The organism is Capnocytophaga ochracea DSM 7271 (assembly GCF_000023285.1).
GTDB lineage: Bacteria > Bacteroidota > Bacteroidia > Flavobacteriales > Flavobacteriaceae > Capnocytophaga > Capnocytophaga ochracea.
Genome location: NC_013162.1, coordinates 2,286,438 through 2,313,283, shown reverse-complemented (window position 1 = coordinate 2,313,283; position 26,846 = coordinate 2,286,438). Strand labels below are relative to the sequence as shown.

The window sequence follows — 26,846 nt, the reverse complement described above, 5'->3', positions numbered from 1 at the left end:
GTATAAGTATCACAACGAAAACGAAAGCATTAGTAAGCGTAATAAATGCTTGTTACTTTTGTTTAAATTGGTAGTTAATATACTGATTATTAGATTATTTTCATATTTATATACATACTAAACAGATACTTTATAGAATATATGTTAAATAAAAAGTTTATATTTTTATTATAAGTTACTTATATTCAGTTGTTATTAACTTGTAAAACACCCAACCTTGCATTCTTTCTTCTTGTATTAAGGATAGTCCTACTGAGTTTAAAAATTGACTAAAATCTTCTGTCCTTTTTAGCTTAGGAAGGTAATAACTAATCTTTGCATATTCACAAGCAATGAGAAAAATACCTTTGTCTGAGAGTATGCGTTTGACTTCCCAAAAAGCCTCTTTGAGGTCTTGCCAATGGAAGTGTGTTTGAAAAGCAGTTATCAAATCAAAAGTTTTATCACCAAATGAGTTATGCTGAATGTCCTCTAACTGAAAGATAGCCTTTGTATGAAGCTTCTTTGCTTCCTTAATAGCGATTTTGGATATTTCAATTCCCCAAACTTCACTATGAGGAAAATATTCAGTGAGCAGGACAGTTGATTTGCCATTTCCTACTCCTATATCTAATATTTTTCGGGGAGCTTCTGACGGTTTATAAAGTCCTAATGCCCATTGTACCATTGGTATATAAACACGATTAAAAAGTTTCATCATTATTACACCTACAAAACCCGAAGGCTTTTTAGACTGCTGAATTAGGTAATAAAGCAGGAGTATTAAGATTGAAAAAGTAAGGGCTGTTAGAAAAATAATTTTCACTTGTTAATTGTGGTTTTAAGAGACTACCTTACCGAACTCCTCAGAGAATTTGGTAGGAGTAAACTCAATGACCTGGTAGGTTGCTATTTTGTGCTGATAAAAAGGGTCTTGGGCAATGATAGTTTCTACCTCTCCCCTACTACCTGCCTTGCACAAAATTATACCACCTACACGGGGTACTTGTGCTCCTGAAGCGACAAAATGTCCTGAAGCATAATGCTTATCTAAATAAGCGCGATGTGCTTCTAAATGTTTTTCAACCTCTGAAAGGTCTTTTTGATACGTTAAAATAATGATGTACATATTTTAGTTATTAGTCGTTAGTTTTTAATTGTTTTATGGAGTTGTATTGGCTACTTGTAATACTTTTCCATTGAATACCTTACTACCATTAAGGGCAAAATCGGCAATGTAGCGTGCCATTTGCTGTGGGGTGATATTAGCTTTATAATCAGGGAAGGCTTCAGTGAGCATCTCGGTCTGTACCGCACCTAAGGCTAAGGTGTTGAAGATGATACCGCGCTCTTTGTATTCTTCGGCTAAAAGTTCCGATAGGGTAATAAGAGCACCTTTGGAGGAACTATACGCTGCCAAACCGCCAAACTTCAAACTCCCTTGTACCCCTCCCATACTGCTGATACTTACCACGTGCGAGCCATTCCTCATAAAAGGCAATACTTTCTGAGTGAGTTGTGCCACTCCGAATACATTTACCTTATACACTTCTAAAAAGTCAGTTTCAGTAAGTTGTTCAAAGGGTTTATTGATGAGTTTTCCTGCGTTATGAATGAGTATATCCACGCACTGCCATTGTTGCAAATAAGTGACTACCGTTTGTATGTCTTCTGTTTTTGTAATATCAAAAGGGAAACAATGCACATTAGGCAATTGCAGTGCCTCTATAGTAGCAGTATGCCGCGAAAGGGCTAAAATGTTATGCCCTTCCGCAGCCAACTGTTGTACTAGCGCAAAGCCTATACCTCTGCTGGTACCTGTTATGATAATGTTCTTCATATTAGCCTAAGAGATGTGTTTCTCCTACAATAAATAAAACAAGGTACCCTATCACCATACTGATAAGCCCTACGATAAGCCCCACTTTCAGCATATCGTTTTGTTTTACTAAGCCTGTAGAGTACGCAATGGCATTTGGAGGGGTAGAAATAGGCAAACACATCGCTGATGATGCTGCCAAAGCTATCCCAATAAGCACTGTAGAGGTACCTCCTATTGCGCTTAGGTTTTCTCCCATTCCTTGACAAATAGTTACCAAAATAGGAATTAACAAGGCTGCCGCAGCAGTATTGGAAATAAAGTTGCTGAGAAGATAACAAATAAGTCCTGAGGCAATCAATACTATTATAGGCGACCACGACCCAAATGGAATAGTATCAATAGCAAGTTCGGCTAAGCCCGATTCATTGATACCTAAACCTAAAGCGAAACCTCCTGCTACCATCCAAATAACACTCCAATTGATGGACTGTAGGTCTTTGGCGGTAATCACGCCTGTTGCTGCAAAAATACCCATAGGCACTAAGGCAACGGTATTGGCATCAATACCCGTTAGTTCACTGGGGAGTAGCCATAAAAGAATGGTAACGATAAAAGTGCCACTTACTACCCACATACGCCAACCTTGGTGTACTTTTCCTAGAATATGTAAGTTAATTGTTTTTTGAGTAAAAGGGAAGAATTTTAATATAAGTCGCCACGAGATGAAGAGTAACAAAAGTACCAATGGGAACATAAACGACATCCATTCGCCAAAATCAACGCCCATATTCAGTCCTTTTGGGTCATTAAGAGCTTGTAGAGCAATAGCGTTAGGGGGTGTACCAATAGGGGTAGCCATACCGCCCAAGTTAGCAGCAATCGGGATACTCATCGTGAGTGCGGTACGTCCTTTGCCACTTGCAGGCAATGCTGCAAAAACAGGTGTAAGGAAAGTGAGCATCATAGCTGCCGTAGCAGTATTGCTCACAAACATTGAGAAAATACCCGTAATGAGCAGGAAACCCAATAACACATTCTCGCTTTTATTCCCAAACGGACGTATCAAATTCTTGGCAAGCAAGACGTCTAACCCCGATTTGGTGGCGGCAATAGCCAAGAAAAAACCACCTAAAAAGAGTATAATTACAGGGTTGGCAAAGGTAGCCATAATCTCTTTACTGCTGAGTAGTTTTCCGAAAATCTCGTTCTCTTCTCCTTTAAAGAAGAACAGACTGTGGTTAGAAACCGTTAAACACATTAGGGTGATGATACCCAGCGAAGTAGCCCACGAAGGGATAGCCTCACTAATCCACATAAGAGTGGCAAACACAAAAATAGCGATAATTCGCTGATGTACCACCGTTAGTCCGCTAATATGAAACACCTCAGTAGGTAAATTCCACACTACAGCGGTTACAATCACTATACATATCAAAGCGATAAGGTGTTTTTTTTCAAAGTGATTGGTCATTACATTTTCTAATTCTTTAGACATAATATTTTGGTAAGTTTAAAAAGTTATTTGCTATTTAACAAACGAATGACAAAGGTATAAAAAAAGAATAATCCACCAAAGAAAAACGATAGTTTTTTATTGATGGATTTATTTATATTTTACTTTCTTTGTTTTAATTGAAATATATCCTATAACTCAATGTATTTAAAGAGAAGTAATAAAAGTTAAAAATCCTAAAACCACTCCTACAAAATTGGGAATAATGAGAATATAATCTGGCTTAGGTTCTTTTGTCCAGCCATACACCACCCAGATAAGACAAGACCCTGCTGCAAACAATGGTTGCCAAGGTTGTGCTTTGTGTCCTTCTAAGTTAGCCATAATTTGAGGAATATAAGCTACAAACACTGCTACCCCTATAAAGGCTCCAATCGAACCTATAAATAAATTAATTTTTTGTTTGGTATTTCTTTTTTCTTTCATAAAAAAATATTTTTTTGCAAAGATAATAATTTCACAAAGAAGTATCAAAAATAATTAGAAAAATTTTGGTTTTACACTCCCCATAATGAAGCCTGTAATCTTTTGATATAAGAATCCTCAATAACATCAATAATAGCCAAAGTATCTCTTGGAATAGAAATACATTTTTCCAAAAGGCTTTTCAGTAAGTTTTCCAATGCCAAAGTATATTCTTGATAAGTAATAAGCTCTTTTGTCTGTTCTATAAATGATAAAACTAGTGAATTGGTTGAGAAATCACTAGTAAGTTGCTTTATAAACAAGTTAGTTGTGTAAGAAAGTATACTGATAGGTTCGCAAATACTAATTCCTAATTTCTCTTGAATGAGAGCTTCTACTTCTTCTTTGGTTTTTTCCCATTCTTCTCCTTCTCCCATAAGCCGTAACTCATTGATAACCTCCCACAGCTCATTTGTGGTATTATAGTCTCTGAAGTCTTTGCATATAAAATTGGAAGTATAATCTCCTACTTTTTCTGCATTATAACCTTCTTTCCAAAGGACTTGTAAGCCTTGAATATAATACACAATGGCTTTTATTTCTTCTGAAGTCATTTTGTTATAGTTAGTTTTTCTGGGGCATTAATAGGAATTCTTAGTTGTAAGTTAAGTTCAGAACGAGCGATTATATGGTTTGTATCCTCAAAATAGGCTTCCTTAAAATACTCGCTATTATCCAAAAACAAAAACCATAAAAGTTTCCCTTTTTCTTTATTGATAATGTAAATAAAACCATCTCCTTCCCAACTACATTCACCTCCATAAATTTTATATTGGGCATTCTTTACCATAATTTTCGGATAGAGATTAGAGACATAATCCTCTTCGTTATAAGAAAAATAACTATCTAAGGTAGATTGGCACAAAATTCTTAGGTGATACTTCTCTTTAATCCATTGTCCTTCTAAAACAAGCATATCACCATTAGGGTAAGTAATAGATTTGATAATAGGATAAGTGTAATTTTCAAGAATGTTTTTTATACGTGGATGCATATTACATTTATTTTTTTAGTACATTTTATGGTTACTAAAATCCAATGACAAAGATACAGAAAAAAAGTATCATATACAAAGATATTTTGGGATATCTTTTATGATGAACAAATTCATAACAATTATACAAACATACTTAGCATAGAGTTTCACCGAATAATAAATGAAAGAAGAACGAACCTACAGTGGGTCTACAGTGGGTCTACAGTGGGTCTACAGTGGGTCTACAGTGGCTCTACAGTGGCTCTACAGTGGCTCTACAGTGGGTCTACTCTATACGAAAAGCGAATACAAGGACTAATTTACTAATTACTAAATCGGCGAATAAGCCTTATTAACTCGTCCGAAATTCCCAATTTAAGAAGAAAAAATACACTGACTCCCCCTACGAGTAATGATTTTAAGCTGATATTTACAAGAGGGTGAAACGGAAAGTCCCAAAAGAAGAAACCTCCTATGGCTACGATACCAAAGAGGGTGGTCTGTAACGTTTCTTTATAAAAAGGCTGCAAGTTGTATTTGCGATACACAAAAACAGACTTGAGTAGGTTATACGAACTAAAAGCGATTAGGGTTGCTAATCCCGCCCCATTGATGCCGTAAAGCGGTATGAGCCAAATATTCATTAAAACGGTGCCTATGACCAAAAAAACACCCAAAAACAATACGGTGCGATAGTAAGGTGAATTGAGTAATACCGCATTGCTGAAACCTACTAAGGCGTCCGATAGCTTTACTATCGATATGATGATAAGCACCGTGAGTCCTGTGCTGTAATCCTTATCAGGTAGAAGAGCATAACACTGCTGGGCGTTGACGATGATAAGCACACAAATCACCATACTCACAAAATAAGTATTCACGGTGCTACGCTTATACAGGTCGGATAGCTCTTTTGGCTTGCTTTGATTCATAAATTGTGCCGTCAGTGGACTCACAATCTGGTACATACTCCTATACGGAATAGCAATCACCGTAGCTGTAAAAATGGCTACATTATAAACGGCAATCTCACCGATAGGCAAGTATTGGTTGAGCATAAACTTATCAATATCCATCAATACAGAAGCTACCGACCCCGATAAAATCACAAAAAGGCTGTACAAAAAGACTTCTTTCTTGTTCTTAGGCAACCCCCAAGCAAATTGCGGTCGGCGTACATAGAAAGCGAAAACAAACATCAAGAGCATACGCAAGGCATAGACCCAAAATACGCCCCATATCAGTTGGTGAAAGTCGATGAGCTGCAAATAAATGGCTAATAGCAGGAGCATCACTCCTACCCTATGGAATACCTCTTTTAGGAAATTGCCAAAGACGGTTTTTAGCTGTACGCGCGTCCACGCATAAGCAATTTCAAAGTAAGCCATCGCTACGGAAGTGAGGAAGATGAGAAAAACGTAATCGCGTACTTCTTCGTTTTTAGCCGAAAGCCATTGCGCAATCTGTTCGTACCCAATTATCCCGACAAAGGTGGCAGGCACAATGATGAGCAAAGGCAAAAAGCAAAGCATCAGGTTGAATTGCGCTTGCTCTTTTTTATCTCGATAAGCGGTATAATAACGCACCAAGGTATTGTTCACTCCAAAGGCGATAAGAGGGGACAGAATGGTGGCAGTGGAAGTAACATAACTCACCAATCCGTACTGAGCTTTGGAGAGGAAGTAAGTAAACAAGAAAAGGGTGTTCAGTGCCCCTATGGCAAACCCTAAATAGGTAGCCACCACATTCTTAAACGATTGACGGAGCACTATCCCCATAAACTATTGTATTTTAAAGTTGAATTTGTGTTCAAAAAACGACTGCCATTCGGGTGCGTGTTGTAAGCCTAAGTGGTAATAATGAGTAGCTTCCTCTAAATCGTCTAATCCGTAATAAGCCAAAGCAATACGATAGTAATTCTCTAGCTCGTGCGGGTAGATTTGCACTATATCGGCAATGATAGATAAGGCTTCTCGGTATTTTTTAGAGAGCAACAGTAGGTCAATCCATTCGATGAGGGTAGTATAGGAATAATCGCCGTTTTGTACCGCTTTCCGATAGCCGTATTCTGCTTCTTTTAGGTTCTGAAAGTGATAATAATTCAGCTCGGCATAACGGCGCCAATAATAAGGCTCATTAGATTCAAAAGTAAGTACCTTTTTAATGTATTTTAGAGCCTTAGCGTGATTATGACGCAAGTAATGGAAGTCGGCTAAGGTAATCCACGCTTTGTCGAGCTGAGGATCTTCGTGAGTAGCCCTGAAATAATACTCTTCTGCCTTGGCATCGTTACGCATTTTCTCATAACAACGCCCAATGTGCAGATAAGCCAAAGCCGAAGGATCGTCTAAGGTAAGAGTAATCTTATAGTTTTCGATAGCTTTTTCGTAATCTTCCATCATTTCGAGCACGCGAGCTTTCTCGAAATAAGCCCCCGTGAAAGTATCGTCGCTGATGATAGCAAAATCAAAACAACGCAAGGCATTTTTATGGTCGGTAATGGATAAATACAGCTTACCGAGGTAATACCAAGCAACTTCACAATAAGGATTTTGGTCTAAGTAAGTGTTTAGAAAGTTGGTTGCCTCTTGCACTTCCCCCAACACCTCATAGCAGAACACCAACTGTTGGAGGGCGGTATAATCCTGAGGGTCTTCTTTCAAACATTTGGTAAAATACTTTTGGGCATTGGTATAATCCTCCGTATAGAGGTATTCCATTGCCATTAGGGCATAGATATTCGAAACGTCATCGGTAAGTGTGATGGCGTATTGTAGTAACTCAATAGCGCGATGATGTTTGTTCATTTTAGAGTACAGATTAGCCTGTTGCACGTGCACTTCGGCATTCATAGGTTCTATGAGCAACAGTTCATTGAGGAGTTCCGAAGCCTCTTCTAAGCGGTCTTCAAACACCAATTGTTCTGCATTTAGCAATTTAAGTGATGAAGCATCGGGGTGTTGTGACAAACCGATTTCCAAGGCACGTTTCGCTTTGCTAATGCGTCCGTATTCTAAGTAATATTCTACGATTTCTTCAAATTCATCAACGTCGAAAAAGAGAATGTTATTCTCTTTGAGCATTAATTCGAATTTGGTAACCGCGTAGTTTTCTTCTTCTGGTAACATCATTTTAGTTAAGAGGTATTTTGGCAATCCTCTATTTTAAGTTCGCTATTTGTTCTCTTTTACGCCTATAAAAATATCTACTTCGGAGGTATCCCCTTGCTGAGACTTCTCGGTGTAGCACTCATAGTCATATATATAAGTGCGATTGAGTGTGGCATCGTTGTCCCAGATATGTTGCCACATTGCCCCTACTGCTTGAGGCATTGCGCCTTTGGCTACAAACTTTTGAAAGGTTTGTTCAGGGAATTCCTTGCCCTCTAAGCCGTCGGGAATCGTGCTGAGCGTGGTAACTTCCACTCCTATGATGCAAGTATAAGGCTCGGTATAGTCCTTTTGGTAATCGGTGTAGATGCTGTAAATGGCATCGCTTACCTTATTGGGTATTTTTGCCAAAAGTTGCTCGCTAAAAAAGCGTTGCCAAAGGTTTCCGATGTCTTGCATCGCTTGTCCGTTCTGATTGGTAGTGCGTACACTAATTCCGATGATTTTCATTTTCTTATATGATTAATTCTTTGTCGTTTTCCCTCGTTTAGTTTTTTCTATAATTATAGACATTTTGGATTTTTAGAATTTATCTTATAAAATCTTTACCTATTTCCTTTTTAACGGTATTAAAAATTTCAGGATTATTCATTTCTTGCCAATTGTATTTTAAATACTTAGTTCGGTCAAAGTTATTGTTTTTCTTCATATAAATCCAAATGAAATCTTTATCGCATATAACTATCCTATTGGCATTTAATCTAAGAGCATACGATTGTGCTTGTTGAAAAGTTTCTTCTAGCTCTGCATTAGATTTGATATAAAACTTTGTTTCTAATATCATTTTGCCTCTCTCATAACCTTTTTTTGTTTCAGCAAAGAACACATAATCAGGAAAATTGCGCTCTCCTCGTCCCATTCTTACGGGAAGCTGTCGAACCCAATCATTTTCTAAATAATTAAGGTCTTTTAAAAAAGGTTCTACTATTTTTACTTCTACTTCTCGTTCGTTTTTGCAATCTTTATTAGGAGTAAAGTTGGCAGACGAGAGTTTAGGTAACCGAGAAATGTCCTCTCCCTTTTGTTCTAGTATTTCTAAAATACGAGTATAATCTTCATTATGAAGTCTTGTACCATTCACTCCTTGAAAGTTTTTGCGAACAATCGGAAGTTCTTTCAAATGCCCATCTGTTTTTATTTCAGCAAGAGTAATAGGTTTAATATGTTGGATATGCCCTATATGTGTTTCTCCATAATACCAGAAAAAAGGGTCACGAATACCATCGGTGACTGCTCTACAAACAAATTCTATACTACTTTTGGGAGAAAGACAATACATAAGGATAATATCACCTTTTACTGCATCTTCATTCCCTGACCAAAAACAATTACTATCAGATTTTGCTTCACTTAGAAATTTGTAATCCCCATTTTTTACTCCACCTCCTGTTATCCAAATATTAGTAGGTTCAGGTAAGTCCTCTTCTTTCTCTTTTCCGATAAACTTAGGAGCAAAATCATAAAGGAAAGCACATAGTTCAAATATGGTAAGGTTATTTTGTTTTCTAAATTCATTCCAAAGTTTACAAAATTCTAAGTAGTATAAAGCCCTTTCTCTTTTGTCTTTTCTTAGAGGAACTTTTGGTAGTTCAACATTAAAAGTATCTGCTATTTTTTGCAAGTCACCAAAGTTCATTTGAAAAAAATAAGGAATATAGAAACCTTCCTCTCCTTCTTCGCTTGAAGAGAATAGGCATAAAGAAAAAGGTTCTATAAAGGCTATAATCAAATCATATTCTTCTGGCTTAAAAATATCATATTCTTTTTCAGATTCATCCAATATCTTTAAACCATTATCCAAAATATATGAATAAATATCTTTATGCTTAATATTTTCTGGAAGAGGAGACGAATTTACAATATCATCAATAATAAATAAATATTGCTCTAAGTCCTTATTAGTACTATCTTTTACAAATTTAGAAAGAATATCATCTAAATACCCTTCCTCAAAAAGCTTAATCACTTCTTGCCCTTCTTTACTCTCTTTATAGTTGTTCCAAATGAATTGATTTAGTTCCATATGGTTTTATTTTTTGGTTTTTAGCTCAAAAACACTCTGGCAAAGTTCATTTTTATCACCTTTTTGTGCCATAAACTTTGCCAAAGTGCTGTGATTAACCATTCATCATTAATAATTAATCATTGTTTGTACATCTTTTCCCTCAATTCCTGAATATTCTTGTCGTCCATATACTCATCAAATGTCATATAGCGGTCGATAATGCCACTAGGGGTGAGCTCGATAATACGATTGGCGACAGTTTGCGAAAATTCGTGGTCGTGAGTGGTGAAAAGCACCGTACCTTTGAAGTTTTTCAGCGAGTTGTTGAAGGCGGTGATGCTCTCCAAATCCAAATGGTTGGTAGGTTCGTTGAGCATTAGCACATTGGCGCGCAACATCATCATACGGCTGAGCATACAGCGCACTTTCTCGCCTCCTGAGAGCACTTTGCAGTTTTTAAGAGCTTCCTCGCCACTGAAAAGCATCTTACCCAAGAACCCGCGCACATATACTTCCTCGCGCTCTTCCTCTGTTTTTGCCCATTGGCGCAACCAATCCACCAAAGAAAGGTCTTGAGTGAAGAAATCGGAGTTATCCACCGGCAGGTAAGACTGCGAGGTGGTGATTCCCCACGCAAAAGTGCCCGCATCGGGCTTGAGGTTGTTGTTCAGAATCTCATAAAAGGCAGTGGTGGCGCGTGAATCCTTAGAAATCACAGCTACTTTGTCGTCTTTGGCAAGATTGATATCCACATTTTGGAACAATACCTGTCCGTCGATAGATGCAGCGAGGTTTTCCACGTGTAGGATTTGGTCGCCCGCCTCGCGGTCGCGGTCAAAGATGATCGCAGGATAACGACGAGAGGATGGTTTGATTTCCTCGATATTGAGTTTCTCCAACATCTTCTTACGAGAGGTTGCCTGCTTTGATTTTGCCACATTGGCACTAAAGCGCGCGATAAACTCCTGTAACTCTTTGGCTTTCTCTTCCGCCTTTTTGTTCTGTTGCGCACGTTGACGGGCAGCTAACTGGCTACTTTCGTACCAGAAAGTGTAGTTACCCGAATAATGGTTGATTTTCCCGAAGTCAATATCGGAGATATGGGTACAAACAGCATCGAGGAAGTGACGGTCGTGGGAAACCACAATCACCGTATTGTCATAGTTTGCCAAAAAGTTCTCCAGCCAACCGATAGTCTCGAAGTCGAGGTCGTTGGTAGGCTCGTCCATTATGAGTACATCGGGGTTGCCAAAGAGGGCTTGCGCGAGAAGTACTCGCACCTTGAGCTTACCGTCCATTTCAGACATCATAGTGTAGTGCATATCTTCGGTAATGCCCAAATTGGAGAGCAGTGCAGCCGCATCACTCTCGGCATTCCAGCCGTTCATCTCATCAAACTGTATTTGTAGCTCACCAATGCGTTCGGCGTGCTCATCGGAATAGTCCGCATAGAGGTCGTCCATCTCTTTTTTGACTTTGGAGAGGACTTTATTGCCCATAATCACAGTGTCGAGCACAGTATAGTCGTCATAAGCGTAGTGGTCTTGTTCGAGCACCGACATACGCTTGCCCGGTTCCAGGATCACACGCCCCGAAGTAGGTTCTTGCTTGCCAGAAAGGATTTTGAGGAAGGTAGATTTGCCTGCTCCATTGGCACCGATGATGCCGTAGCAGTTGCCTTGTGTAAAGGTTACGTTTACCTCATCGAAGAGGACGCGCTTGCCGAATTGTACGGATAAATTGGATACTGATAACATTGTTAATGATTAATGTTTAATGATAAATGACTATTTGTTTTTGTAATGACCATAAGCAGTCGCTAAGACCACTAACTTTTTTTCTTCAAAGATTTCATAAACAAGCCTATGCTTGTCATTGATACGCCGAGAATATACAAGGCGTTCTCCCTTACCTTTGAGACGCTCCACCTTGCCCGTTCCTGTTGTCGGGTGTTGCTTTATTTCTTCGATAAGGTTAAGTATTCTCTCAACAATTTTTTTCTGTCCTGAACTTATATGCTTTGCCATATCTTCAGAAAAAACCTCTGTTTCTTCCAAAGAATACGTTTCTAATTCTTCCATTATTTCAAATATTTAGCTCTAAGTTCTTCTATAGTAACTTTAGTTCTTTTGCTTTTCATAGAGCGGTCTATTTTTGCAAAGAACTCTTTCTCCGCCATTTCTGTATCATCTTTTTTTTCTTCTTCTTCTTTGATGATTCTAATGTCTGTGGCTTTAAACTTTTTCAATATTTCCTCTATAATAGGAAAATCTATTGCTTTTACATTTGTTTGAAAAGTTATTGTTTCCATAAAATAATGTTTTAACGTTTTATTAAATATCTACGGTAAAGATAACATTGAGCTCTTTGTCTAAAGCGTTTTTATAGAACTCTAAAAGTCCTTCGCTCCAGTCTAAAAGAAATGTAAGATTATCCTCATCTTTTGGGAGAGTATATTCCTCTTCGGAGATTTTATCAAAATTGTTTTTAATAGTTTCTTGTAGGTTATTGGTTTCCAGATAAGCCACAATATCTTTGATAACTTCGGGCTTTTTGAGCGAAATAACATAGTCATTGTGGTCTAAAATGAGTTCCCCACCGAAAACAACATTGTAAGGTACTTTGTTTTCTTCATTCCACGTGCCTTTCCCAAGACAAAACTGGACTCCTTCCCACGCTTTGTTAATCTCAAAGCCTTCAGGAGTATTAAACAGTTCTTCTTCTATTTCTTCAAGCATATAGTCGTACATCTCGTCTATATCTTGCGCTTTTAATTGTTCTAACGCTTCATCAGTAATAGCGTAAAGCATTCCTAATCGTGCCATAATATATTGTTTTAAAGTGCAAAAGTACGGAATATTTGTGAGATATGAAAATAATAGCAATCGTATAGAGAAGTTATTTCTGAGCTATTACAATAAGCGCCATTGAAGTTTCAGGATTAAAAGGCTCTTTTTTGAAGTTGCCGTATAGTTTAAGGTCTTTAAAACCTATTTGAGAGAGCCATAGGGTGAGTTCTTCGGAAAGAATAGGCTGTAAAAGCTCTTCATTGGCAATAGTTTCGTCCAAAACTGTCTTAAAAACTACCTTCCCTTCGCGGTTTAAGTGATAAGAACGCTCAAACTTTACTTTTTCGTTCTCTATTAAAGGCAGGTTACCGAGAAAATTACCTTCTTTCTGGGCAAAATACTTCTCAAAGTTTACCATTTGCAAGATAAGTTTGCCTCCTTGCGTGAGTTGGTTATAAGCCTTTTTAAGAAAAGTCTGCACTTCGTCTTTATTATCCAAATGTGGGAGCGTGTTCCCAATGTTGATAATAGTATCGAGCATAGGTAAAGTATCGATAGCAAGCATATTGAGCTCTTGCACTTCAATATCCTTGGCAGTAGCCTGAGCAATGAGTGCCTTACTGAGGTCGATAGCCGTAACATCATAGCCCTGTGCGCGCAGATAGGCGGTAAGGTTGCCCGTACCTGCCCCTACATCAAGAACTGTCTTGCCGTACACTTCGGCATCGAAAAAGACTTTATGTGCAGGCGATAGCGGAAAGATAGCATCGTATTTCTCAGCGATACTATTGTAGAATTGTGACATATTTTTTAATGATAAATGATTAATTGTTAATGATTAATGGAACAGAAACACTTAATTTGTAAATATTTCTGTACTGATGTATCTCCTTTTTATTTGCGATGTTTAAATCGGTATTTTGTTCGAATGAGGGGTAGATGATAAGGCAATCTATCAACCTATTGTCGTCTATTTTTAGGGCTTTATAAACCCTCTCCAAACGCGCATAAGCACTCACCTGACGAATGTCGTCTATCACTCTACTATCTTCATAAACAGTTTTGTATTTGGCATCAATCACCATTTTGTATTCTGGAGTGTTGAGCAAGAAATCTAATTCGGTATAATCACCCGTAAAATGATAGTGTACCTCTCCCCTACTGCCGAACTGTTCTTGTAGTTTTTTGTATACATATAACTCAAAAAGTTTTGGCATATCTATCCAAAAAGGCGGAATAGCTACTTTTTGTTGGGTTGTTTCGGTGATATTATACGAAAAACGCTTCAAAATCTGCTTCCCGATGCGAATAGCTTCCTCATATTCTTTAAAAAAAGGATTAGTAGTGAGTTTTTTGAGGCTTTCTACGTCAAGTTCTTCTGAAATCAACTCAAAATGCGGACTACAATACGTAATCAGTTCTCGAATAGACTCGTCATTGCCTGCAAAGTAATTAGAGTGTGTATTCTTAAAGCTGATGATAAACTGCAAAACTTTCTTCAAAAAGCGATTTTCTAGGCTATCCATTCCAAACTCTTGATACCTACATACGTGGGCTGTGAGTTTGTTCTTAAAAACATTTTGTTTGAGATGCTTATCTAACTGTATCTTGCCTTTGATGCGGTTATTAAGATTCTCCTCCACCGTGTAGTACGATTTTTTAAGTCCTTTGCGCACAATACACTTCAGTAGCAATAGGAATTGTACCATTAGGAAAGGCGTGAGCGTGTCTTTTTGCTGTTCGATGGCAATTAGCGGTTCGTCCCAATAGATTTTGATAAGATTTTGTGTATGTTTGGGGTCGAGTGCCGTAATGCTGAGAAGCATTTTTAGGTAGTCGATTTCTGCCCATTCTTCCTCTTGGGTAGGTAAGCCTTCAACAATCTGTTTTTTATTCATTTTAGGCTCTATATATACGAATTTGTGATGTTTTACCAACCACAAAGCTCCCACGTAATAGCCTGCCTGCAAACACACTTCTTCCTCATTTGTACGACTAATTTCAAAAGGATATATAGGATTTCCCCATTTATCTTTCTTCAATACATACGGACAAATCTTAGGTATTGCTTCAAAGTAAATGCTCCCCTCCTCTTTTTTAATGCTATAGGGTTGATGTTCAAGAAGGGTTATTTTCATAGACTAATGTTTTAATTTCTTGCATTTGTTCTTCAATCTTTATATTATCTATGAGTATCCCATCTTTTATGTATTCCAATAGAATGGGCTTGATTTCGTATTCCCAACGAATAGACATAGGCACATCTTTTCCATCGCTATATTTTTTCTGAATAAAATACGACTGTCCAAGCCACACATCTTCTGGTTTAAATTCAGGTGATAAGGTTTGGGCACGTTTTAATTCAGTATCTGTATTGTTAATATATTCATCATAGTTCTCAATAAAGAGCTTACTTACTGCTTTAAACAAGTTTTTATCAAAATTCCCTTCTAACTCCTTAGGCAACACATTCACAAAGGCAAAGCGCCGACGAATGGCATAATCTATATGCCCTACCGAGCGGTCAGCCGTATTCATTGTACCGATGATGTAAAGGTTAGGTGGTAGAATAATTTTTCTACTTTCCTTAGTATCATCTAAAGCATACATACTTTCCACGGATTCCCCGCGATATTCCAAGGCATAAATAAGTTCCCCCAATACTGTTGAAAGGTTTGCACGGTTGATTTCGTCAATTATGAGGACGAAGGGTTTAGTACCTTTCTTTTTCTTTACAATGCTCTTACAAGATGTATAAGTTTTTACAATATCAGCCCATTGTATAAAATAATCAGTCATTATTTCCCAATATCCACCTTTGTTACGTTTTATATTCTCATAAAAACTTTTAAAATTATCATTTAGATTTTCTTGAGAAAAATCAAAAATTGATATACTACTTATTTTTCCCTTTGCTTTATAAAATAATCTACCATTTTCTATTTTATCAAACACAACTGTTCTTTCTATAGGATCAAAAAAGAACTCTTCTTTATTCTCTCTTTTTTTATTTAGAAATTTTTTAAATTCTTCTGTAATATCATAGACCTCGTTTACTACTATTTCTTCCTCCTCTTCAATACTTTCTGTATTGTAAACTTCCAATGCTTTCTCTGCAAACTTAGCTAACACTTTATTTTCAGCTGTATAGACAATGCCCCCTCCTGTTTCATTGGGTTGCGCTACAATGCCCCTTACAAAATCTTCGTAAGAGTAACTGGGGTGAAACTGAATCAGTTTAAACTGCTCATTACCCTCTAAGCTATCATTGTCATTCAAACCTAATAGCTGTTTGGCAATACGCTTGGCTTCACGGGTTTTACCTGTACCTGGAGGACCTTGTAAAATGATTTGGTGTTTGTAATGTAGTAGGTCGATAATCGTAGGCTTAATCGCTTGATTTGTCATATTACTTTCTATGGTTTCAAATTCTTCTTTGTATCTCTTTTCAAAAACATATTCCCTGAAATAGCTATTATCATAACTTTTAGGATAAGTTTCCTTATCAAGTGCTATCTCTTCTTTGACAGCATTTTTGATATCAGGGTAATATGTTTCAATATGTTGTGGGGTTCCCTGATAATAAAGAAAAGCATTGTTAGGTCTTTCAAACTCTTCCCTTCTCAGTTTTGGAATATCTACTTCCCTTCCCGCAATAAAAAGAAATTCTTTGGGACTTACACTCAAACAAATCCTCTTCCCTATGTGATAACGAAGTGATTTTTCATCTAATCTAACACTGAACACTTGATTTTCGGTATCTTCTAATGCTAAATCCTCTATAATATTTCCTAATTTGTAAAAGAAAACAGAAGCCCAATGCTTAGGAATCTTATCCAATACGTTTCTAAATGCTTTTTCTGAAGAAATTGTCATATTCTGGTACACAATATCCTGAGCCAATAGCAAAGGTTCATCAAAACCTTGTGGAATAAAGTTGCTCGTGAGTTGTTTTAACTCAGGATTGTTAAAATAAGTCGTGATTTCGGTAAGTAACTCAATAAAATGCTCGTATTTGCGCTCTTTTCGAGAAACTTCTCCTAAATACTCACATAACTTAGTATAAATATCCCTTTTATAAAAAGTATACTCATTAGGGAATTTCAGCGTTAGTAAAAAAGAAAGAGTGCGCTCATCAATTTTTGTACTAAAATTTATATTGCTTTTCTCTTTTAAGTCATCAATAACATTTTCAGTGAAAGTCCTGCATTTTCCCAATTTGGTATAGAAATCATCAGCCCCATAAACAATACCCAACAATTCCTTTAATTTCATTGGATAGTTTTCTCCTAACGCTTCCAATATACCAAAAGGACGGTAATCTACTAAATTATCCTTTTTCCGAAAAGCCTCTTTAAACATTTCGTAAAAATCAGGAGCATTAATATCCCAATGCTGCTCAAAATGTTCTATTGCCTGCCATTTGTACACTTCATCAGGATTAGAAGGTTTTTCTTGTAAGAAACGAATGTAATTGCTTATGAGTGCTTGTATTTTCTCATTCATAGTATTTCAGTTTTTGCGCAACAAAATTACTCAATTTTCTGTATAAACAAAAAGAGCTACCCGATTTTTCATTCAGATAGCCCTTTTAAAAAGTTCTTATTTAGTAGTTAAAAAATCATATAAATCCAATTCTCGGAAAGCCTTATGAAGCAAACGACTCTTATCGTTAAAAGCCTCTTCCATCGATATCATTGTCTCTGAGCGCGACACGCCTTGAATGTCGTCTATCATATAAATAACTTCCTTAGCGTGTTTCACCCCCTTTGTCCTAATTTTACAAAACAGATTGTATTTCCCTGAAGTAATGTGTGCCTCTGTTACAAACGGGATAGCCTCTAATTGTTCCAAAACATACTCAGCTTGATGATTGCGCTCCAAAAAGATACCCACATAAGCAATAAAAGTATATCCCATTCTCTCGTAATCTACTGAAATGGCAGAACTTTTTATAATTTCCAATTCTTCCATTTTTCTTATCCGTACATTCACTGTCCCCGACGATATATCAAGTGCCTTAGCAACATCTATATAGGGTTTTCGTGCATCTTCTATAAGAATATCCAATATCTTAAGATCCATTTCATCTAATCTATATTTTGCCATCTACATTAAGTTTACGAGTTCTTTTTTTAAAAGCGCAAAGTAACAATGTTTTTTTGTATATTCCAAATTGCAACATACTTTTTAAGTTGAAATCTACCCATAACCTTCTTTTTATCTCTGCCTTAGCTTCAACTTTCCTTCTACTTAGGTTCGTTATTCCTTCGTTCATCGTTCGTCTTTTGTTCGTTGTAGAGCCACTGTAGAGCCACTGTAGAGCCACTCATTGTTCGTCTATTCTATAAGTTTCCTATAATTCTCACCTAATTAACCATTAATCATTAACCATTCACCATTAATCTATTTTCAATGCCGATAAATCCAAGTGATTTTTAATATAATCTTTATCAATGGCTGAACTTATAAACTTCGATAAAACATCTTCTTTATGTCCGTATTTTTTAGATAAATCACCTATCTCAGCAATATAAGGCACAAACGAGATTTGTTCATTCTCCAAAACTTCCTTATAAAGAATACCTACATCATTACCACAATGAGTGTCGTCTCTTAAAATAATATCGTAAAAACATTTATCATTTTCAGGTATACTGAAGTAATCTTTATAATTCACATTTGTAACATCACAAGTGGCTACATATTGTAGAGCCCTAAATATAGCCATAGCAATATATACTCTCGTTTGTTCACGATTGTAATCGTTAGAAAAGTGCCCTGCTTCAAAAAGAATAGTGGGCGTACCTAATTGAGTATACTTATCTCCCGTACAATTGATATTAAAACTATCGTCAAAACGCGCTACCTGATTAGGTATATGGTGCTGTAAAGTGTTATTCATTACTACAATCACTTCCATTGCCTTCTGGCGTACTTCATTAATACTGCGCGCTTCATTATAAGCAGGAGCTAAGAAAGAAACTGTAGCTGGCAAAGGTGTCTGTCCTACACTGAAAATAGTGCGCTGGTCGTGCAGATTAAAGCAATAATCGGGCTGTACAAGTTCATAAGCTTTCCGTAAACACTTACTCTCAGGTTGTGTAAGTTCATCGGCATCGCGGTTAAGGTCTACGCCGTTGTGATTTACACGTGTAAACACCTCAGCACCGTCGGGATTAAGCATAGGAATGCAATAAACACTTAATTCCGATAAGAAATCAGCTGTTTTAAGCTCGTTTAAAACATCGAAAAGCGCTTTGGTAGTAGTTGATTCGTTACCGTGCATTTGCGACCACATAAGTATCTTTTTATTGCCTTTCCCTACTCTGTACAGGTCAATAGGTGTCCCTTTAGCTGAGGTACCTAAGGATATTACCTCCTCAAAAGGGTATTTATTTAAAAGTGGGGCTATCATCGGATAAGTGATATAACGCCCAAAAAGCTGTTTTTTCATCTGTATATTAATATTTAAAAGCAAAAGTAATAAATATTCACTAAAACACAACCTGTAATAACGTAAAAGTTTCCTTATATCTATGCGTTACATTTGTATTATTAAATATTTACAATTGTAAAACTATCAATAAGACTATAATATACTAATCAACGATTATTATGCACTGCAAAAAGACTTTTCCTTCTATTCTAAAATAGCATTTTCATAATGATTACACTTATAGATTATTCTTATAGTGGTTTTGTATAATCCTATATACGAATAATTTACATTACAATCATAAATAAACACTTTAATATGCTAAAAAATATCCTTGTTTATATTTGTATATCTCAGAATATTGATTTACATTTGTGCATTCTTAGAAAAATAAACAAACGTTACAATGTTAAACACATCAGACTTTGCCATTCGCTTACAACAAGTGATGGATTATTACGGTTTAAATGCTGCAGCCTTTGCTGATAGCTTAGAGATTCAGCGTTCAGGGATTTCTCATCTCTTATCAGAACGCAACAAACCGAGCTTGGATTTTATTCTAAAGCTCATCGAAAAATTTCCTGAAGTAGATATGTATTGGATTACACAAGGAAAAGGAAGTTTCCCTCGTAAGGAAGATAAAGAGCTTGCCAGTGCTAAAAAAACGGAACAACCTGACCTTTTCAGTGATATTCCTGAAATAGAAATGCAAGCCTCTACTCCTGCTCCACCTTCTGTTGCAATAAAAGAAAAGCAAGTAGAGCCAAAAGCCTTACCATTACTCACTAATAAGCATATTAAACGAATTATTTTCTTTTATGAAGATAATCGCTTTGAAGTTTTTGAAAATTAGTAGATTGATAGTAATGAAAAAATCACTACATTTGCACCAATTTTCAATAACATAGAATGAAGAGAGAGAATTCGTTATATATAAATGATACGATTGTAGCTTTGGCAACTGCTTCAGGGGTCGGTGCTATTGCTGTAATTCGCCTATCGGGAAAAGAAGCCATAACCATAGCCGACTCGGTGTTTAAGCCTCATAGTGGAAAATCTTTACTTGAAGCTCCGTCACATACAGTTCATTTAGGAACTCTCGAAAGTAAAGACCAAGTAATCGACGAGTGTTTGGCTACTATTTTCAAAGGAACTAAATCTTATACAGGTGAGCCCGTAGTTGAGTTTTCGTGTCACGGAAGTAATTATATCGTAGAAGAAGTTATCAAGCTGTGCTTGGCAAAAGGAGCTCGTTTAGCCGATGCTGGGGAGTTTACCAAACGTGCTTTTCTCAATGGCAAATTAGCACTCAATCAAGCGGAAGCCGTTGCCGATTTGATTGCCTCCGATAGTAAGGCTTCTCATCAGGTAGCATTACAGCAAATGCGAGGTGGGTTTACTTCTGAGATAGAAGGATTACGACAAGAATTATTGAACTTTACCTCATTAATAGAACTTGAATTAGACTTTTCGGAAGAAGATGTAGAGTTCGCCGATAGAACTCAGTTTAAAACACTTTTGAGCACTATTAAAACCATAGTTTTATCTCTCTTACAATCATTTTCAGTAGGTAATGTACTAAAAAATGGTATTCCTGTCGCTATTGTAGGCAAGCCTAATGCAGGCAAATCTACTTTATTAAATGCCCTTCTGAACGAAGAACGCGCTATTGTATCGGATATTGCAGGTACTACCCGCGATACTATTGAAGAAACGCTTCATATAGGAGGTATTGCTTTTCGTTTTATTGATACCGCAGGAATTCGTGATACTCAAGACCAAATCGAAGCTATAGGTGTACAAAAAGCTAAAGAAAAGATAGAAAAAGCCTCTATTGTGCTCTACTTATTCGATGTAAAAGATAGTTCTGCCCAAGAGATTATTTCTTTTGTAAAAGAAAATTACCGCGAAGGAACTAAATTTGTACTATTACACAACAAAACTGACTTATCAACAGAAAGTAATATAACTCCTTTTGATAATGAGATTTTACAATCCTTGCAAGGCTATACTGATACACTACTGAGAATATCAGCTAAAGAAGGAAACAATATTTTAGCCCTTAAAGATTTTCTCTCTCACTATGCTCAAAGTCTTAATAATACAGGTAAAGCAACTATTATTACTAATATCCGCCACTACGAAGCTCTACACAATACCTTACAAAGTATTGAAAGAATAGAACAAGGAATACAATTACAACTTTCAGGTGACCTATTAGCTATCGATATCCGCGAAGCTCTCTATCATTTAGGTTCTATCACAGGAACTGTAAGCAATGATGAGGTCTTAGGAAACATCTTTTCCCGCTTCTGTATCGGCAAATAAGATATCTTGCTGAATATTATCCTCTTTTTTCTTATTCTTGAACAACAAATAATAAAAACAAGTGATAAACCACCCTACCCAAAAGAGATAAAACCCTAAATGAAAGCTTAATCTCATCATTTTGTGTGAAGTAGTTGTGAAGTCAATATAGGTAAAGTAAGCTCCTATTCCCCCTAAAACAATAAGTAAAAAGGCTAATAATCTACTAAACGATACGCTTACTTTTGCTTTAAACAGTTGTAATACAGCAATAAGTACTAACTGTATTACCAATAATAAAAGAGCCGTTTTCCACCAAGTTTTGAAAATGGTATACTCACGGTACATTGTACTTATGCCTATTTTCCCTATAAACGACATTTTAGATATTAAAACCCCAGATATAAGGCTTAATAATGCTTGTACCAAACCAAGTATAGTTACGTTTTTCATAAGTTTATTTCTTTATAATCTTCCAGCCATTTTTCTCATTGTATTTCAACTTAAATTTCTGAGTAATAAAGGTTGTATTAGGATACGGGTCTTTACCAAAATTATAAAAAGGTGTTTTCTCTTTATCTAATACTACATTACAAATAACCACCTTTTCTGAGTTCTTCTCAATAGTAATCCCTTTATCATTTAATTTATAAATGATTGTTTTAACATTAGCACTGTTCTTGTTCTGTTTCACAAGGTAAGGGAGTGCTTCTTTAGTAAGAGTAGGAGAGATTATATATACGCTATCCTTTGAAAACCATCTTTTCCTACTTTTCTGATTATTAATATCAATAAGTCTTTCATCTGCTAATTCCTGTATAGTAATTAACAAATCTTTGTCTTTAGTACTGTCTAACTTCTGCTTATTGGTATTAAATTTTCCTGTCTCAAATAAAGGGTTCTTTTCTAAATAATCAGCAATAAGGTTAGATACCTCATCTTTACTTATTTGATTGCTCGAATTACAAGCTGTAAAAAAGCTTAAAGCTAAAACTATGAGTGAAAAATAAAACTTCATATATCTAAATTTTTAATTATTATCTTATTAAATACTTGCCATTGCCTCATAAAAGTCGGCTTCGTCTATGCCCATATTCTGGCATACCCATTTGGCTGCTTCTATATAGCTCAACTGTTCAGCATTTGTTTCACCCAAGGGCAATTCGCCTTCGGGGGTAATGAGGTAAGTCTCACCATTATGAGTTTCAAACGCAGGGGTACCATACTCCATCTTGCGAATAGGACTCTCATTATTCCCTATTAACTCATTTAATAGCAGGTCTTCTTCGTTGTAAATGAGTATTCCTCCTTTGGTTATCCCCTCTATAAATTGTTTATAAATATCTTTATTTTCTTCTATTATATCACTGATAAGAGCTACTGTGGGGTGCAACATAGCCTCCTCTTCATTGCCTTCTATAAGCACAAATTCAGTATCAGCAAAATGCACTTGCTTCCCTTCGATAGGACTTTCAAAGTAGTAGCTCACTGGTTGATTACAAAAATCCATAGTGTGAAGCACCCTTGCCAATACTTCTTTTCTTCCTTTGTTACCTGTAATCACTACACGAGTTTTGTGTTTAAAGTATTCGTATAGAAAAGAAGTAGGCGATAGAATATTAAGTCCTAAGTGTTGCGCTTGTAATAAGTCTGGGTGTGTATGAGAAAGATGCGGGTCTACCACCACGTAATCAATTGTAGCCGTCATCTCTTCGGGGAGTGTAGTGATATGATGTCTTTTGTGTAGCTCAGCCATTAACGGACGCAAATGCGTACTGGGAGCTACTATAAAATGAATGTTCATAATTTACGAATCTACTAATTTGCTAATTTTGAATATTAAAGACTCCAAAGGCGCTATATCTACTCGCAATCTTCCTTTGCCGTTTACAATCTGTAAGGTAGTGTGTTTTTCATTGTAAAGAGCATCGGTAAGCGTATAAGTACCATCGTTTAAAAACCAACTACCCAATAAGTAAGCTGGCAACTGCAAGTCAAAACCAAAGTAGTCGTGCTCACTAAAGTTGCTCACAATCACCCACTGTTCGTCCTCATTGCCTCTTGCAAAACTGTACACCCTATCGTTGTAATACTCTGTATGCTGCCGATTGTATTGGTGCAAATCAATATAAGCCCCATTCACTTTTAAGTTGAGCAATCGCTGGTAGAAATTGCGTAAAGAACGTTCTGCCTCTGATAACTGACCGCCGTCAAAGCACTTATTATTCACCCAGCGTTGGTGTGCAGGAACACCTATATAATCAAAAATAGACGTGCGCGACGGACTACCAAATCCTGCTACTTCTGCTGCTTTCTCCCCTACTTCTTGACCAAAATACAGCATCACCGGCGACTCGCTAATAAACGTAGAGACTGTCATCGCTGGTTTGGCTTTTTCAGCATATCCCGCAAACTCAGGCGAGGCTATGCGCTGTTCGTCGTGGTTCTCCAAGAAGTGTAACATACGATGTGCAATATCAGCAAGGTTGTGCTGTATAGGGGCAATGGCATCAGTGCTGTGTCCGTGAGTCACAATATTGCGCAAAGTGTCGTACAGTTGCACCTTGTCGTATAGATAGTCCATCTTGCCCAAATGCAGATAAGGACGATATTCATTAGGATTGTATACTTCAGCCAATAAAAATGCCTTTGGATTTTGGTGCTTGATAGCCGAATTGAGATAACTCCAGAACTCCACCGGCACCATTTCAGCCATATCATAACGGAAGCCGTCTACTCCTTTCCCGAGCCAATACAAGGCTATATCTTTAAATTTTCTCCAAGTGTCGGGTACTGTTTTATCAGCCCAAAAGTAGTAATGCGCTTCAGTATCTTCATTTTCAAAGCTTGCAGGTAGTTCAATAAAATCCTTAGTACCGTCGGGACGTACTCCGTAGTTGAGTTTTACCGTTTCATACCAGTCATTGCGGTCGGGTTTAGAAGCGCGTGCCCCATTGCCCGTCCATTTAGCAGGAAACTCGTGATACTCACCATAAATACCCTCAGGCAACTGAAAAGCTTCATTAGGATTGTAATAGAAATTGTTATTTACCGCATATTGTACAGTGGTATCATCGTCTTCACCAAAACCGCGTGTGCCTTCCGGCTTGGCTATACTCTCATAACGACGTGCCACGTGGTTAGGCACTATGTCCATTATTACTTTCAGTCCGCATTGGTGGGTACGGGCGATGAGAGCTTCCCATTCCTCCAAACGTTGTGTAGGGTCATCGGCAAGGTCGGGGTTTACAGTGTAGTAATCCTTAATGGCATAAGGCGAACCCGCACGACCTTTTACTACTGCGGGAAAGTCGTTGCTGATGCCATAAGCCGTATAGTCGGTAGTAAGGGCGTGGTGTAACACCCCGGTAAACCAAATATGTGTTACACCTAATGCTTTGAGTTCTTCAAGAGCTTTTGTAGTAAAGTCAGCAAACTTACCTACACCGTTCTCTTCTATCGTCCCCCAAGGTTTATTAGTGGTATTAGTATTGCCAAAAAGCCTTGTAAGCACCTGATAAACTACTATTTTATTATCATTCATTACCCCCATATTCCAAAAGTATTAACCACTAACCATTAATCATTAACTATTACAAATCGCCCGTACGGCTCGTACCCATAAGCATTAGGTAGGCTTTGAGAAACTCATCTAATTCACCGTTCATTACGCTATCTACATCAGTAGATTCGTAATTGGTGCGTACGTCTTTCACAAGTTTGTAGGGGTGCATTACATAGTTGCGTATTTGTGAGCCCCATTCTATCTTCATCTTTCCTGCCTCTATCTCATCGCGCTTGGCTTGACGCTTTTTGAGCTCTATCTCATACAACTGCGATTTGAGTAGTTGCAACGCCTTGTTCTTATTATCCAACTGACTGCGGGTTTCGGAATTCTCAATAATGATACCCGTAGGGTGGTGACGCAAACGTACAGCTGTCTCTACCTTGTTTACATTCTGCCCGCCAGCACCACTGGAGCGCATCGTCTCAAAGGTAATATCAGCGGGATTAATATCTATTTCAATAGTATCATCTACCAAAGGATACACGTATACCGAGGCAAAAGAGGTATGGCGTTTAGCATTACTATCAAAAGGTGAGATGCGTACCAATCGGTGTACGCCATTTTCACCTTTTAGGTAGCCAAAAGCGTATTCGCCTTCAATCTCTATGGTAACGGTTTTTACTCCTGCCACATCACCTTCTTGGAAGTTAAGTGTTTTTACCTTATATTTTTGGTTATTGCACCACATCGTGTACATACGTAGTAGCATCGATGCCCAGTCACAGCTTTCAGTACCACCTGCGCCTGCCGTAATTTGCAATACCGCACTCATCGTATCGCCCTCGTCCGAAAGCATATTGCGGAACTCCAATGCTTCAATAGCGTGTAAGGCTTGGGTGTATTGGTGGTCTACATCCTCCGCAGTAGCTTCGCCTTCTTTAAAAAAGTCAAGTAGTACTTCTATATCCGAGGTAAGATTTTCGGCTTCCTCATAGTCTTCCACCCATTTCTTTTTAGTGCGAAGCTCGCGCATCACTTTCTCAGCTTCTTTGGCATTGTCCCAAAAGTCAGGTGCAAAAGTCTTTTCTTCTTCGTTGCTTATTTCAATGCGTTTGGCATCTACGTCAAAGATACCTCCTTAACGCACCCAGGCGATTCACTAAATCCTTTACTTGTTCGTTGTTTGTCATTTCTTATTACTTATTGTATTACTATACCCTATACCCTCTTACCTCTTATCTCTTATCTCTTACCTAAACTAAACTTTTAGGATCTCAGCTTCTTTTACAGCTAATACTTCTTCTACTTTCTTGATGTATTTGTCGGTGAGCTTTTGCACACGCTCTTCAGCTTCTTTCTTCACATCGTCCGAGGCTTCTACCTTTTTAATCTCTTTATTAGCGTCTTGGCGGGCGTTGCGCACACTTATTTTAGCGTCTTCACCTTCACCTTTGGCTTGTTTCACGAGCTCTCTACGGCGTTCTTCGGTAAGTGGTGGTACGGTAATAATCACCATTTCGCCATTATTCATTGGGTTAAAGCCTAAGTTAGCTATTTGGATAGCTTTCTCAATAGGCTGAATCATTTTCTTTTCCCAAGGTTGAATAGAGATAGTACGTGAGTCGGGAGCTGATACATTGGCTACCTGACTAAGGGGGGTTTGCGCACCGTAGTAGTCCACCATTACACTACTTACCATTTGCGGACTCGCCTTGCCAGCGCGGATATTGGCTAAAGCCTTATCTAAGTGTTGCAATGCCTCTTGCATCGCTTCGCTTGTAGTTTCTAAGATAATATTAATTTCTTCGTTCATTGTATATTGTTTTTAATTATTTGTTAGTTGTTAGTCTTCAATTGTTAAAGAAGCATCGCA

General features: G+C 37.4%; 28 protein-coding genes. 2 read left to right on the top strand and 26 right to left on the bottom strand.

Annotated features, from left to right (window positions below):
• Nucleotides 1–175 precede the first annotated feature (175 nt).
• The 20 genes from COCH_RS09745 to COCH_RS09640 form a co-directional block, all read right to left on the bottom strand.
• Entirely contained in the window at nt 176–700 is a 525-nt protein-coding gene (locus COCH_RS09745) for a class I SAM-dependent methyltransferase (protein ID WP_223375724.1), read from the bottom strand.
• Nucleotides 701–820: 120 nt separating this feature from the next.
• Nucleotides 821–1,108, bottom strand: a complete 288-nt coding sequence (locus COCH_RS09740; RefSeq protein ID WP_015782942.1) for a YciI family protein — start codon at nt 1,106–1,108, stop codon at nt 821–823.
• 33 nt (nt 1,109–1,141) lie between these two features.
• Nucleotides 1,142–1,819, bottom strand: a complete 678-nt coding sequence (locus COCH_RS09735; protein ID WP_015782941.1) for an SDR family NAD(P)-dependent oxidoreductase — start codon at nt 1,817–1,819, stop codon at nt 1,142–1,144.
• 1 nt (nt 1,820) lies between these two features.
• Nucleotides 1,821–3,296 carry an SLC13 family permease gene (locus COCH_RS09730; protein WP_015782940.1) on the bottom strand — a complete coding sequence of 492 codons (1,476 nt, stop codon included), beginning with the start codon at nt 3,294–3,296 and terminating at the stop codon, nt 1,821–1,823.
• A gap of 165 nt (nt 3,297–3,461) precedes the next feature.
• Complete coding sequence (locus COCH_RS09725) at nt 3,462–3,740, bottom strand: SemiSWEET family transporter (protein ID WP_015782939.1); 279 nt, start codon at nt 3,738–3,740, stop codon at nt 3,462–3,464.
• Between the two features lie 71 nt (nt 3,741–3,811).
• Complete coding sequence (locus COCH_RS09720; protein WP_015782938.1) at nt 3,812–4,333, bottom strand: hypothetical protein; 522 nt, start codon at nt 4,331–4,333, stop codon at nt 3,812–3,814.
• Nucleotides 4,330–4,773 (bottom strand): hypothetical protein, encoded by a 444-nt coding sequence (locus COCH_RS09715; protein ID WP_015782937.1) that lies wholly within the window; start codon nt 4,771–4,773, stop codon nt 4,330–4,332. The genes COCH_RS09720 and COCH_RS09715 overlap by 4 nt, the downstream gene beginning before the upstream one ends.
• Before the next feature lie 305 nt (nt 4,774–5,078).
• On the bottom strand, nt 5,079–6,533 hold the full coding sequence (locus tag COCH_RS09710) for a lipopolysaccharide biosynthesis protein (protein WP_015782936.1): 1,455 nt from the start codon (nt 6,531–6,533) through the stop codon (nt 5,079–5,081).
• A 3-nt stretch (nt 6,534–6,536) separates the two neighbouring features.
• Complete coding sequence (locus COCH_RS09705; protein WP_015782935.1) at nt 6,537–7,886, bottom strand: tetratricopeptide repeat protein; 1,350 nt, start codon at nt 7,884–7,886, stop codon at nt 6,537–6,539.
• A gap of 42 nt (nt 7,887–7,928) precedes the next feature.
• A complete protein-coding gene (locus tag COCH_RS09700) occupies nt 7,929–8,375 on the bottom strand; it encodes a GyrI-like domain-containing protein (RefSeq protein ID WP_015782934.1) in 447 nt (148 codons plus the stop codon).
• Between the two features lie 79 nt (nt 8,376–8,454).
• Nucleotides 8,455–9,948, bottom strand: a complete 1,494-nt coding sequence (locus tag COCH_RS09695) for a type I restriction endonuclease subunit R (RefSeq protein WP_015782933.1) — start codon at nt 9,946–9,948, stop codon at nt 8,455–8,457.
• Nucleotides 9,949–10,067: 119 nt separating this feature from the next.
• On the bottom strand, nt 10,068–11,687 hold the full coding sequence (locus COCH_RS09690) for an ABC-F family ATP-binding cassette domain-containing protein (RefSeq protein ID WP_015782931.1): 1,620 nt from the start codon (nt 11,685–11,687) through the stop codon (nt 10,068–10,070).
• Between the two features lie 30 nt (nt 11,688–11,717).
• A complete protein-coding gene (locus COCH_RS09685; RefSeq protein WP_002671928.1) occupies nt 11,718–12,011 on the bottom strand; it encodes a Txe/YoeB family addiction module toxin in 294 nt (97 codons plus the stop codon).
• Nucleotides 12,011–12,241: a hypothetical protein gene (locus COCH_RS09680; protein WP_002671927.1), complete on the bottom strand. Its 231-nt coding sequence runs from the start codon at nt 12,239–12,241 to the stop codon at nt 12,011–12,013. The genes COCH_RS09685 and COCH_RS09680 overlap by 1 nt, the downstream gene beginning before the upstream one ends.
• Nucleotides 12,242–12,263: 22 nt before the next feature.
• Nucleotides 12,264–12,755 (bottom strand): YfbM family protein, encoded by a 492-nt coding sequence (locus COCH_RS09675; RefSeq protein WP_015782930.1) that lies wholly within the window; start codon nt 12,753–12,755, stop codon nt 12,264–12,266.
• A gap of 73 nt (nt 12,756–12,828) precedes the next feature.
• Nucleotides 12,829–13,524: a class I SAM-dependent methyltransferase gene (locus tag COCH_RS09670; protein ID WP_015782929.1), complete on the bottom strand. Its 696-nt coding sequence runs from the start codon at nt 13,522–13,524 to the stop codon at nt 12,829–12,831.
• Nucleotides 13,525–13,543: 19 nt separating this feature from the next.
• A complete protein-coding gene (locus COCH_RS09665; protein WP_015782928.1) occupies nt 13,544–14,857 on the bottom strand; it encodes a 5-methylcytosine restriction system specificity protein McrC in 1,314 nt (437 codons plus the stop codon).
• Nucleotides 14,838–17,225: an McrB family protein gene (locus COCH_RS09660; protein ID WP_015782927.1), complete on the bottom strand. Its 2,388-nt coding sequence runs from the start codon at nt 17,223–17,225 to the stop codon at nt 14,838–14,840. The genes COCH_RS09665 and COCH_RS09660 overlap by 20 nt, the downstream gene beginning before the upstream one ends.
• Before the next feature lie 96 nt (nt 17,226–17,321).
• Nucleotides 17,322–17,828: an Lrp/AsnC family transcriptional regulator gene (locus COCH_RS09655; protein WP_015782926.1), complete on the bottom strand. Its 507-nt coding sequence runs from the start codon at nt 17,826–17,828 to the stop codon at nt 17,322–17,324.
• A 292-nt stretch (nt 17,829–18,120) separates the two neighbouring features.
• Entirely contained in the window at nt 18,121–19,176 is a 1,056-nt protein-coding gene (locus tag COCH_RS09640; protein ID WP_015782925.1) for a M14 family metallopeptidase, read from the bottom strand.
• A 388-nt stretch (nt 19,177–19,564) separates the two neighbouring features.
• On the opposite strand from COCH_RS09640, the gene COCH_RS09635 reads away from it, so the two are divergent.
• Together COCH_RS09635 and mnmE are read left to right on the top strand one after the other, a co-directional pair.
• Complete coding sequence (locus tag COCH_RS09635) at nt 19,565–20,011, top strand: helix-turn-helix domain-containing protein (RefSeq protein WP_015782924.1); 447 nt, start codon at nt 19,565–19,567, stop codon at nt 20,009–20,011.
• 56 nt (nt 20,012–20,067) lie between these two features.
• A complete protein-coding gene (gene mnmE, locus COCH_RS09630) occupies nt 20,068–21,486 on the top strand; it encodes a tRNA uridine-5-carboxymethylaminomethyl(34) synthesis GTPase MnmE (RefSeq protein WP_015782923.1) in 1,419 nt (472 codons plus the stop codon).
• Here mnmE and COCH_RS09625 read toward each other — a convergent pair.
• The 6 genes from COCH_RS09625 to frr all read right to left on the bottom strand — a co-directional run bounded on the left by COCH_RS09625 (nt 21,448) and on the right by frr (nt 26,786).
• Nucleotides 21,448–21,918: a hypothetical protein gene (locus tag COCH_RS09625; RefSeq protein ID WP_015782922.1), complete on the bottom strand. Its 471-nt coding sequence runs from the start codon at nt 21,916–21,918 to the stop codon at nt 21,448–21,450. The genes mnmE and COCH_RS09625 overlap by 39 nt on opposite strands.
• Before the next feature lie 4 nt (nt 21,919–21,922).
• Nucleotides 21,923–22,483 (bottom strand): hypothetical protein, encoded by a 561-nt coding sequence (locus tag COCH_RS09620; protein WP_015782921.1) that lies wholly within the window; start codon nt 22,481–22,483, stop codon nt 21,923–21,925.
• 27 nt (nt 22,484–22,510) lie between these two features.
• The gene (locus tag COCH_RS09615; protein ID WP_015782920.1) at nt 22,511–23,269 is read right to left on the bottom strand and encodes a hypothetical protein; all 759 of its coding nucleotides are present in this window, start codon (nt 23,267–23,269) and stop codon (nt 22,511–22,513) included.
• 3 nt (nt 23,270–23,272) lie between these two features.
• Nucleotides 23,273–25,018 (bottom strand): alpha-amylase family glycosyl hydrolase, encoded by a 1,746-nt coding sequence (locus COCH_RS09610; RefSeq protein ID WP_015782919.1) that lies wholly within the window; start codon nt 25,016–25,018, stop codon nt 23,273–23,275.
• Nucleotides 25,019–25,058: 40 nt separating this feature from the next.
• A protein-coding gene (prfB, locus tag COCH_RS09605) for a peptide chain release factor 2 (protein ID WP_015782918.1) occupies nt 25,059–26,163 on the bottom strand; the annotation gives its coding sequence in 2 pieces (ribosomal slippage) (nt 25,059–26,102 and nt 26,104–26,163; 1,104 coding nt in all).
• A 68-nt stretch (nt 26,164–26,231) separates the two neighbouring features.
• Complete coding sequence (gene frr, locus COCH_RS09600; RefSeq protein ID WP_009750469.1) at nt 26,232–26,786, bottom strand: ribosome recycling factor; 555 nt, start codon at nt 26,784–26,786, stop codon at nt 26,232–26,234.
• Nucleotides 26,787–26,846: the final 60 nt, after the last annotated feature.

Excerpts from the sequence above, each read along its gene's own strand:
- COCH_RS09625 (WP_015782922.1), bottom strand. The coding sequence starts at position 21,918 with ATGAAAAACGTAACTATACTTGGTTTGGTACAAGCATTATTAAGCCTT.
- COCH_RS09635 (WP_015782924.1), top strand. The coding sequence starts at position 19,565 with ATGTTAAACACATCAGACTTTGCCATTCGCTTACAACAAGTGATGGAT.
- COCH_RS09735 (WP_015782941.1), bottom strand. The coding sequence starts at position 1,819 with ATGAAGAACATTATCATAACAGGTACCAGCAGAGGTATAGGCTTTGCG.
- COCH_RS09660 (WP_015782927.1), bottom strand. The coding sequence starts at position 17,225 with ATGAATGAGAAAATACAAGCACTCATAAGCAATTACATTCGTTTCTTA.
- COCH_RS09730 (WP_015782940.1), bottom strand. The coding sequence starts at position 3,296 with ATGTCTAAAGAATTAGAAAATGTAATGACCAATCACTTTGAAAAAAAA.
- frr (WP_009750469.1), bottom strand. The coding sequence starts at position 26,786 with ATGAACGAAGAAATTAATATTATCTTAGAAACTACAAGCGAAGCGATG.
- COCH_RS09715 (WP_015782937.1), bottom strand. The coding sequence starts at position 4,773 with ATGCATCCACGTATAAAAAACATTCTTGAAAATTACACTTATCCTATT.
- COCH_RS09665 (WP_015782928.1), bottom strand. The coding sequence starts at position 14,857 with ATGAAAATAACCCTTCTTGAACATCAACCCTATAGCATTAAAAAAGAG.
- mnmE (WP_015782923.1), top strand. The coding sequence starts at position 20,068 with ATGAAGAGAGAGAATTCGTTATATATAAATGATACGATTGTAGCTTTG.
- COCH_RS09640 (WP_015782925.1), bottom strand. The coding sequence starts at position 19,176 with ATGAAAAAACAGCTTTTTGGGCGTTATATCACTTATCCGATGATAGCC.
- COCH_RS09685 (WP_002671928.1), bottom strand. The coding sequence starts at position 12,011 with ATGGAAGAATTAGAAACGTATTCTTTGGAAGAAACAGAGGTTTTTTCT.
- COCH_RS09740 (WP_015782942.1), bottom strand. The coding sequence starts at position 1,108 with ATGTACATCATTATTTTAACGTATCAAAAAGACCTTTCAGAGGTTGAA.
- COCH_RS09700 (WP_015782934.1), bottom strand. The coding sequence starts at position 8,375 with ATGAAAATCATCGGAATTAGTGTACGCACTACCAATCAGAACGGACAA.
- COCH_RS09745 (WP_223375724.1), bottom strand. The coding sequence starts at position 700 with ATGATGAAACTTTTTAATCGTGTTTATATACCAATGGTACAATGGGCA.
- COCH_RS09720 (WP_015782938.1), bottom strand. The coding sequence starts at position 4,333 with ATGACTTCAGAAGAAATAAAAGCCATTGTGTATTATATTCAAGGCTTA.
- COCH_RS09690 (WP_015782931.1), bottom strand. The coding sequence starts at position 11,687 with ATGTTATCAGTATCCAATTTATCCGTACAATTCGGCAAGCGCGTCCTC.
- COCH_RS09675 (WP_015782930.1), bottom strand. The coding sequence starts at position 12,755 with ATGGCACGATTAGGAATGCTTTACGCTATTACTGATGAAGCGTTAGAA.
- COCH_RS09695 (WP_015782933.1), bottom strand. The coding sequence starts at position 9,948 with ATGGAACTAAATCAATTCATTTGGAACAACTATAAAGAGAGTAAAGAA.
- COCH_RS09620 (WP_015782921.1), bottom strand. The coding sequence starts at position 22,483 with ATGAAGTTTTATTTTTCACTCATAGTTTTAGCTTTAAGCTTTTTTACA.
- COCH_RS09615 (WP_015782920.1), bottom strand. The coding sequence starts at position 23,269 with ATGAACATTCATTTTATAGTAGCTCCCAGTACGCATTTGCGTCCGTTA.
- COCH_RS09705 (WP_015782935.1), bottom strand. The coding sequence starts at position 7,886 with ATGATGTTACCAGAAGAAGAAAACTACGCGGTTACCAAATTCGAATTA.
- COCH_RS09670 (WP_015782929.1), bottom strand. The coding sequence starts at position 13,524 with ATGTCACAATTCTACAATAGTATCGCTGAGAAATACGATGCTATCTTT.
- COCH_RS09610 (WP_015782919.1), bottom strand. The coding sequence starts at position 25,018 with ATGGGGGTAATGAATGATAATAAAATAGTAGTTTATCAGGTGCTTACA.
- COCH_RS09725 (WP_015782939.1), bottom strand. The coding sequence starts at position 3,740 with ATGAAAGAAAAAAGAAATACCAAACAAAAAATTAATTTATTTATAGGT.
- COCH_RS09680 (WP_002671927.1), bottom strand. The coding sequence starts at position 12,241 with ATGGAAACAATAACTTTTCAAACAAATGTAAAAGCAATAGATTTTCCT.
- COCH_RS09655 (WP_015782926.1), bottom strand. The coding sequence starts at position 17,828 with ATGGCAAAATATAGATTAGATGAAATGGATCTTAAGATATTGGATATT.
- COCH_RS09710 (WP_015782936.1), bottom strand. The coding sequence starts at position 6,533 with ATGGGGATAGTGCTCCGTCAATCGTTTAAGAATGTGGTGGCTACCTAT.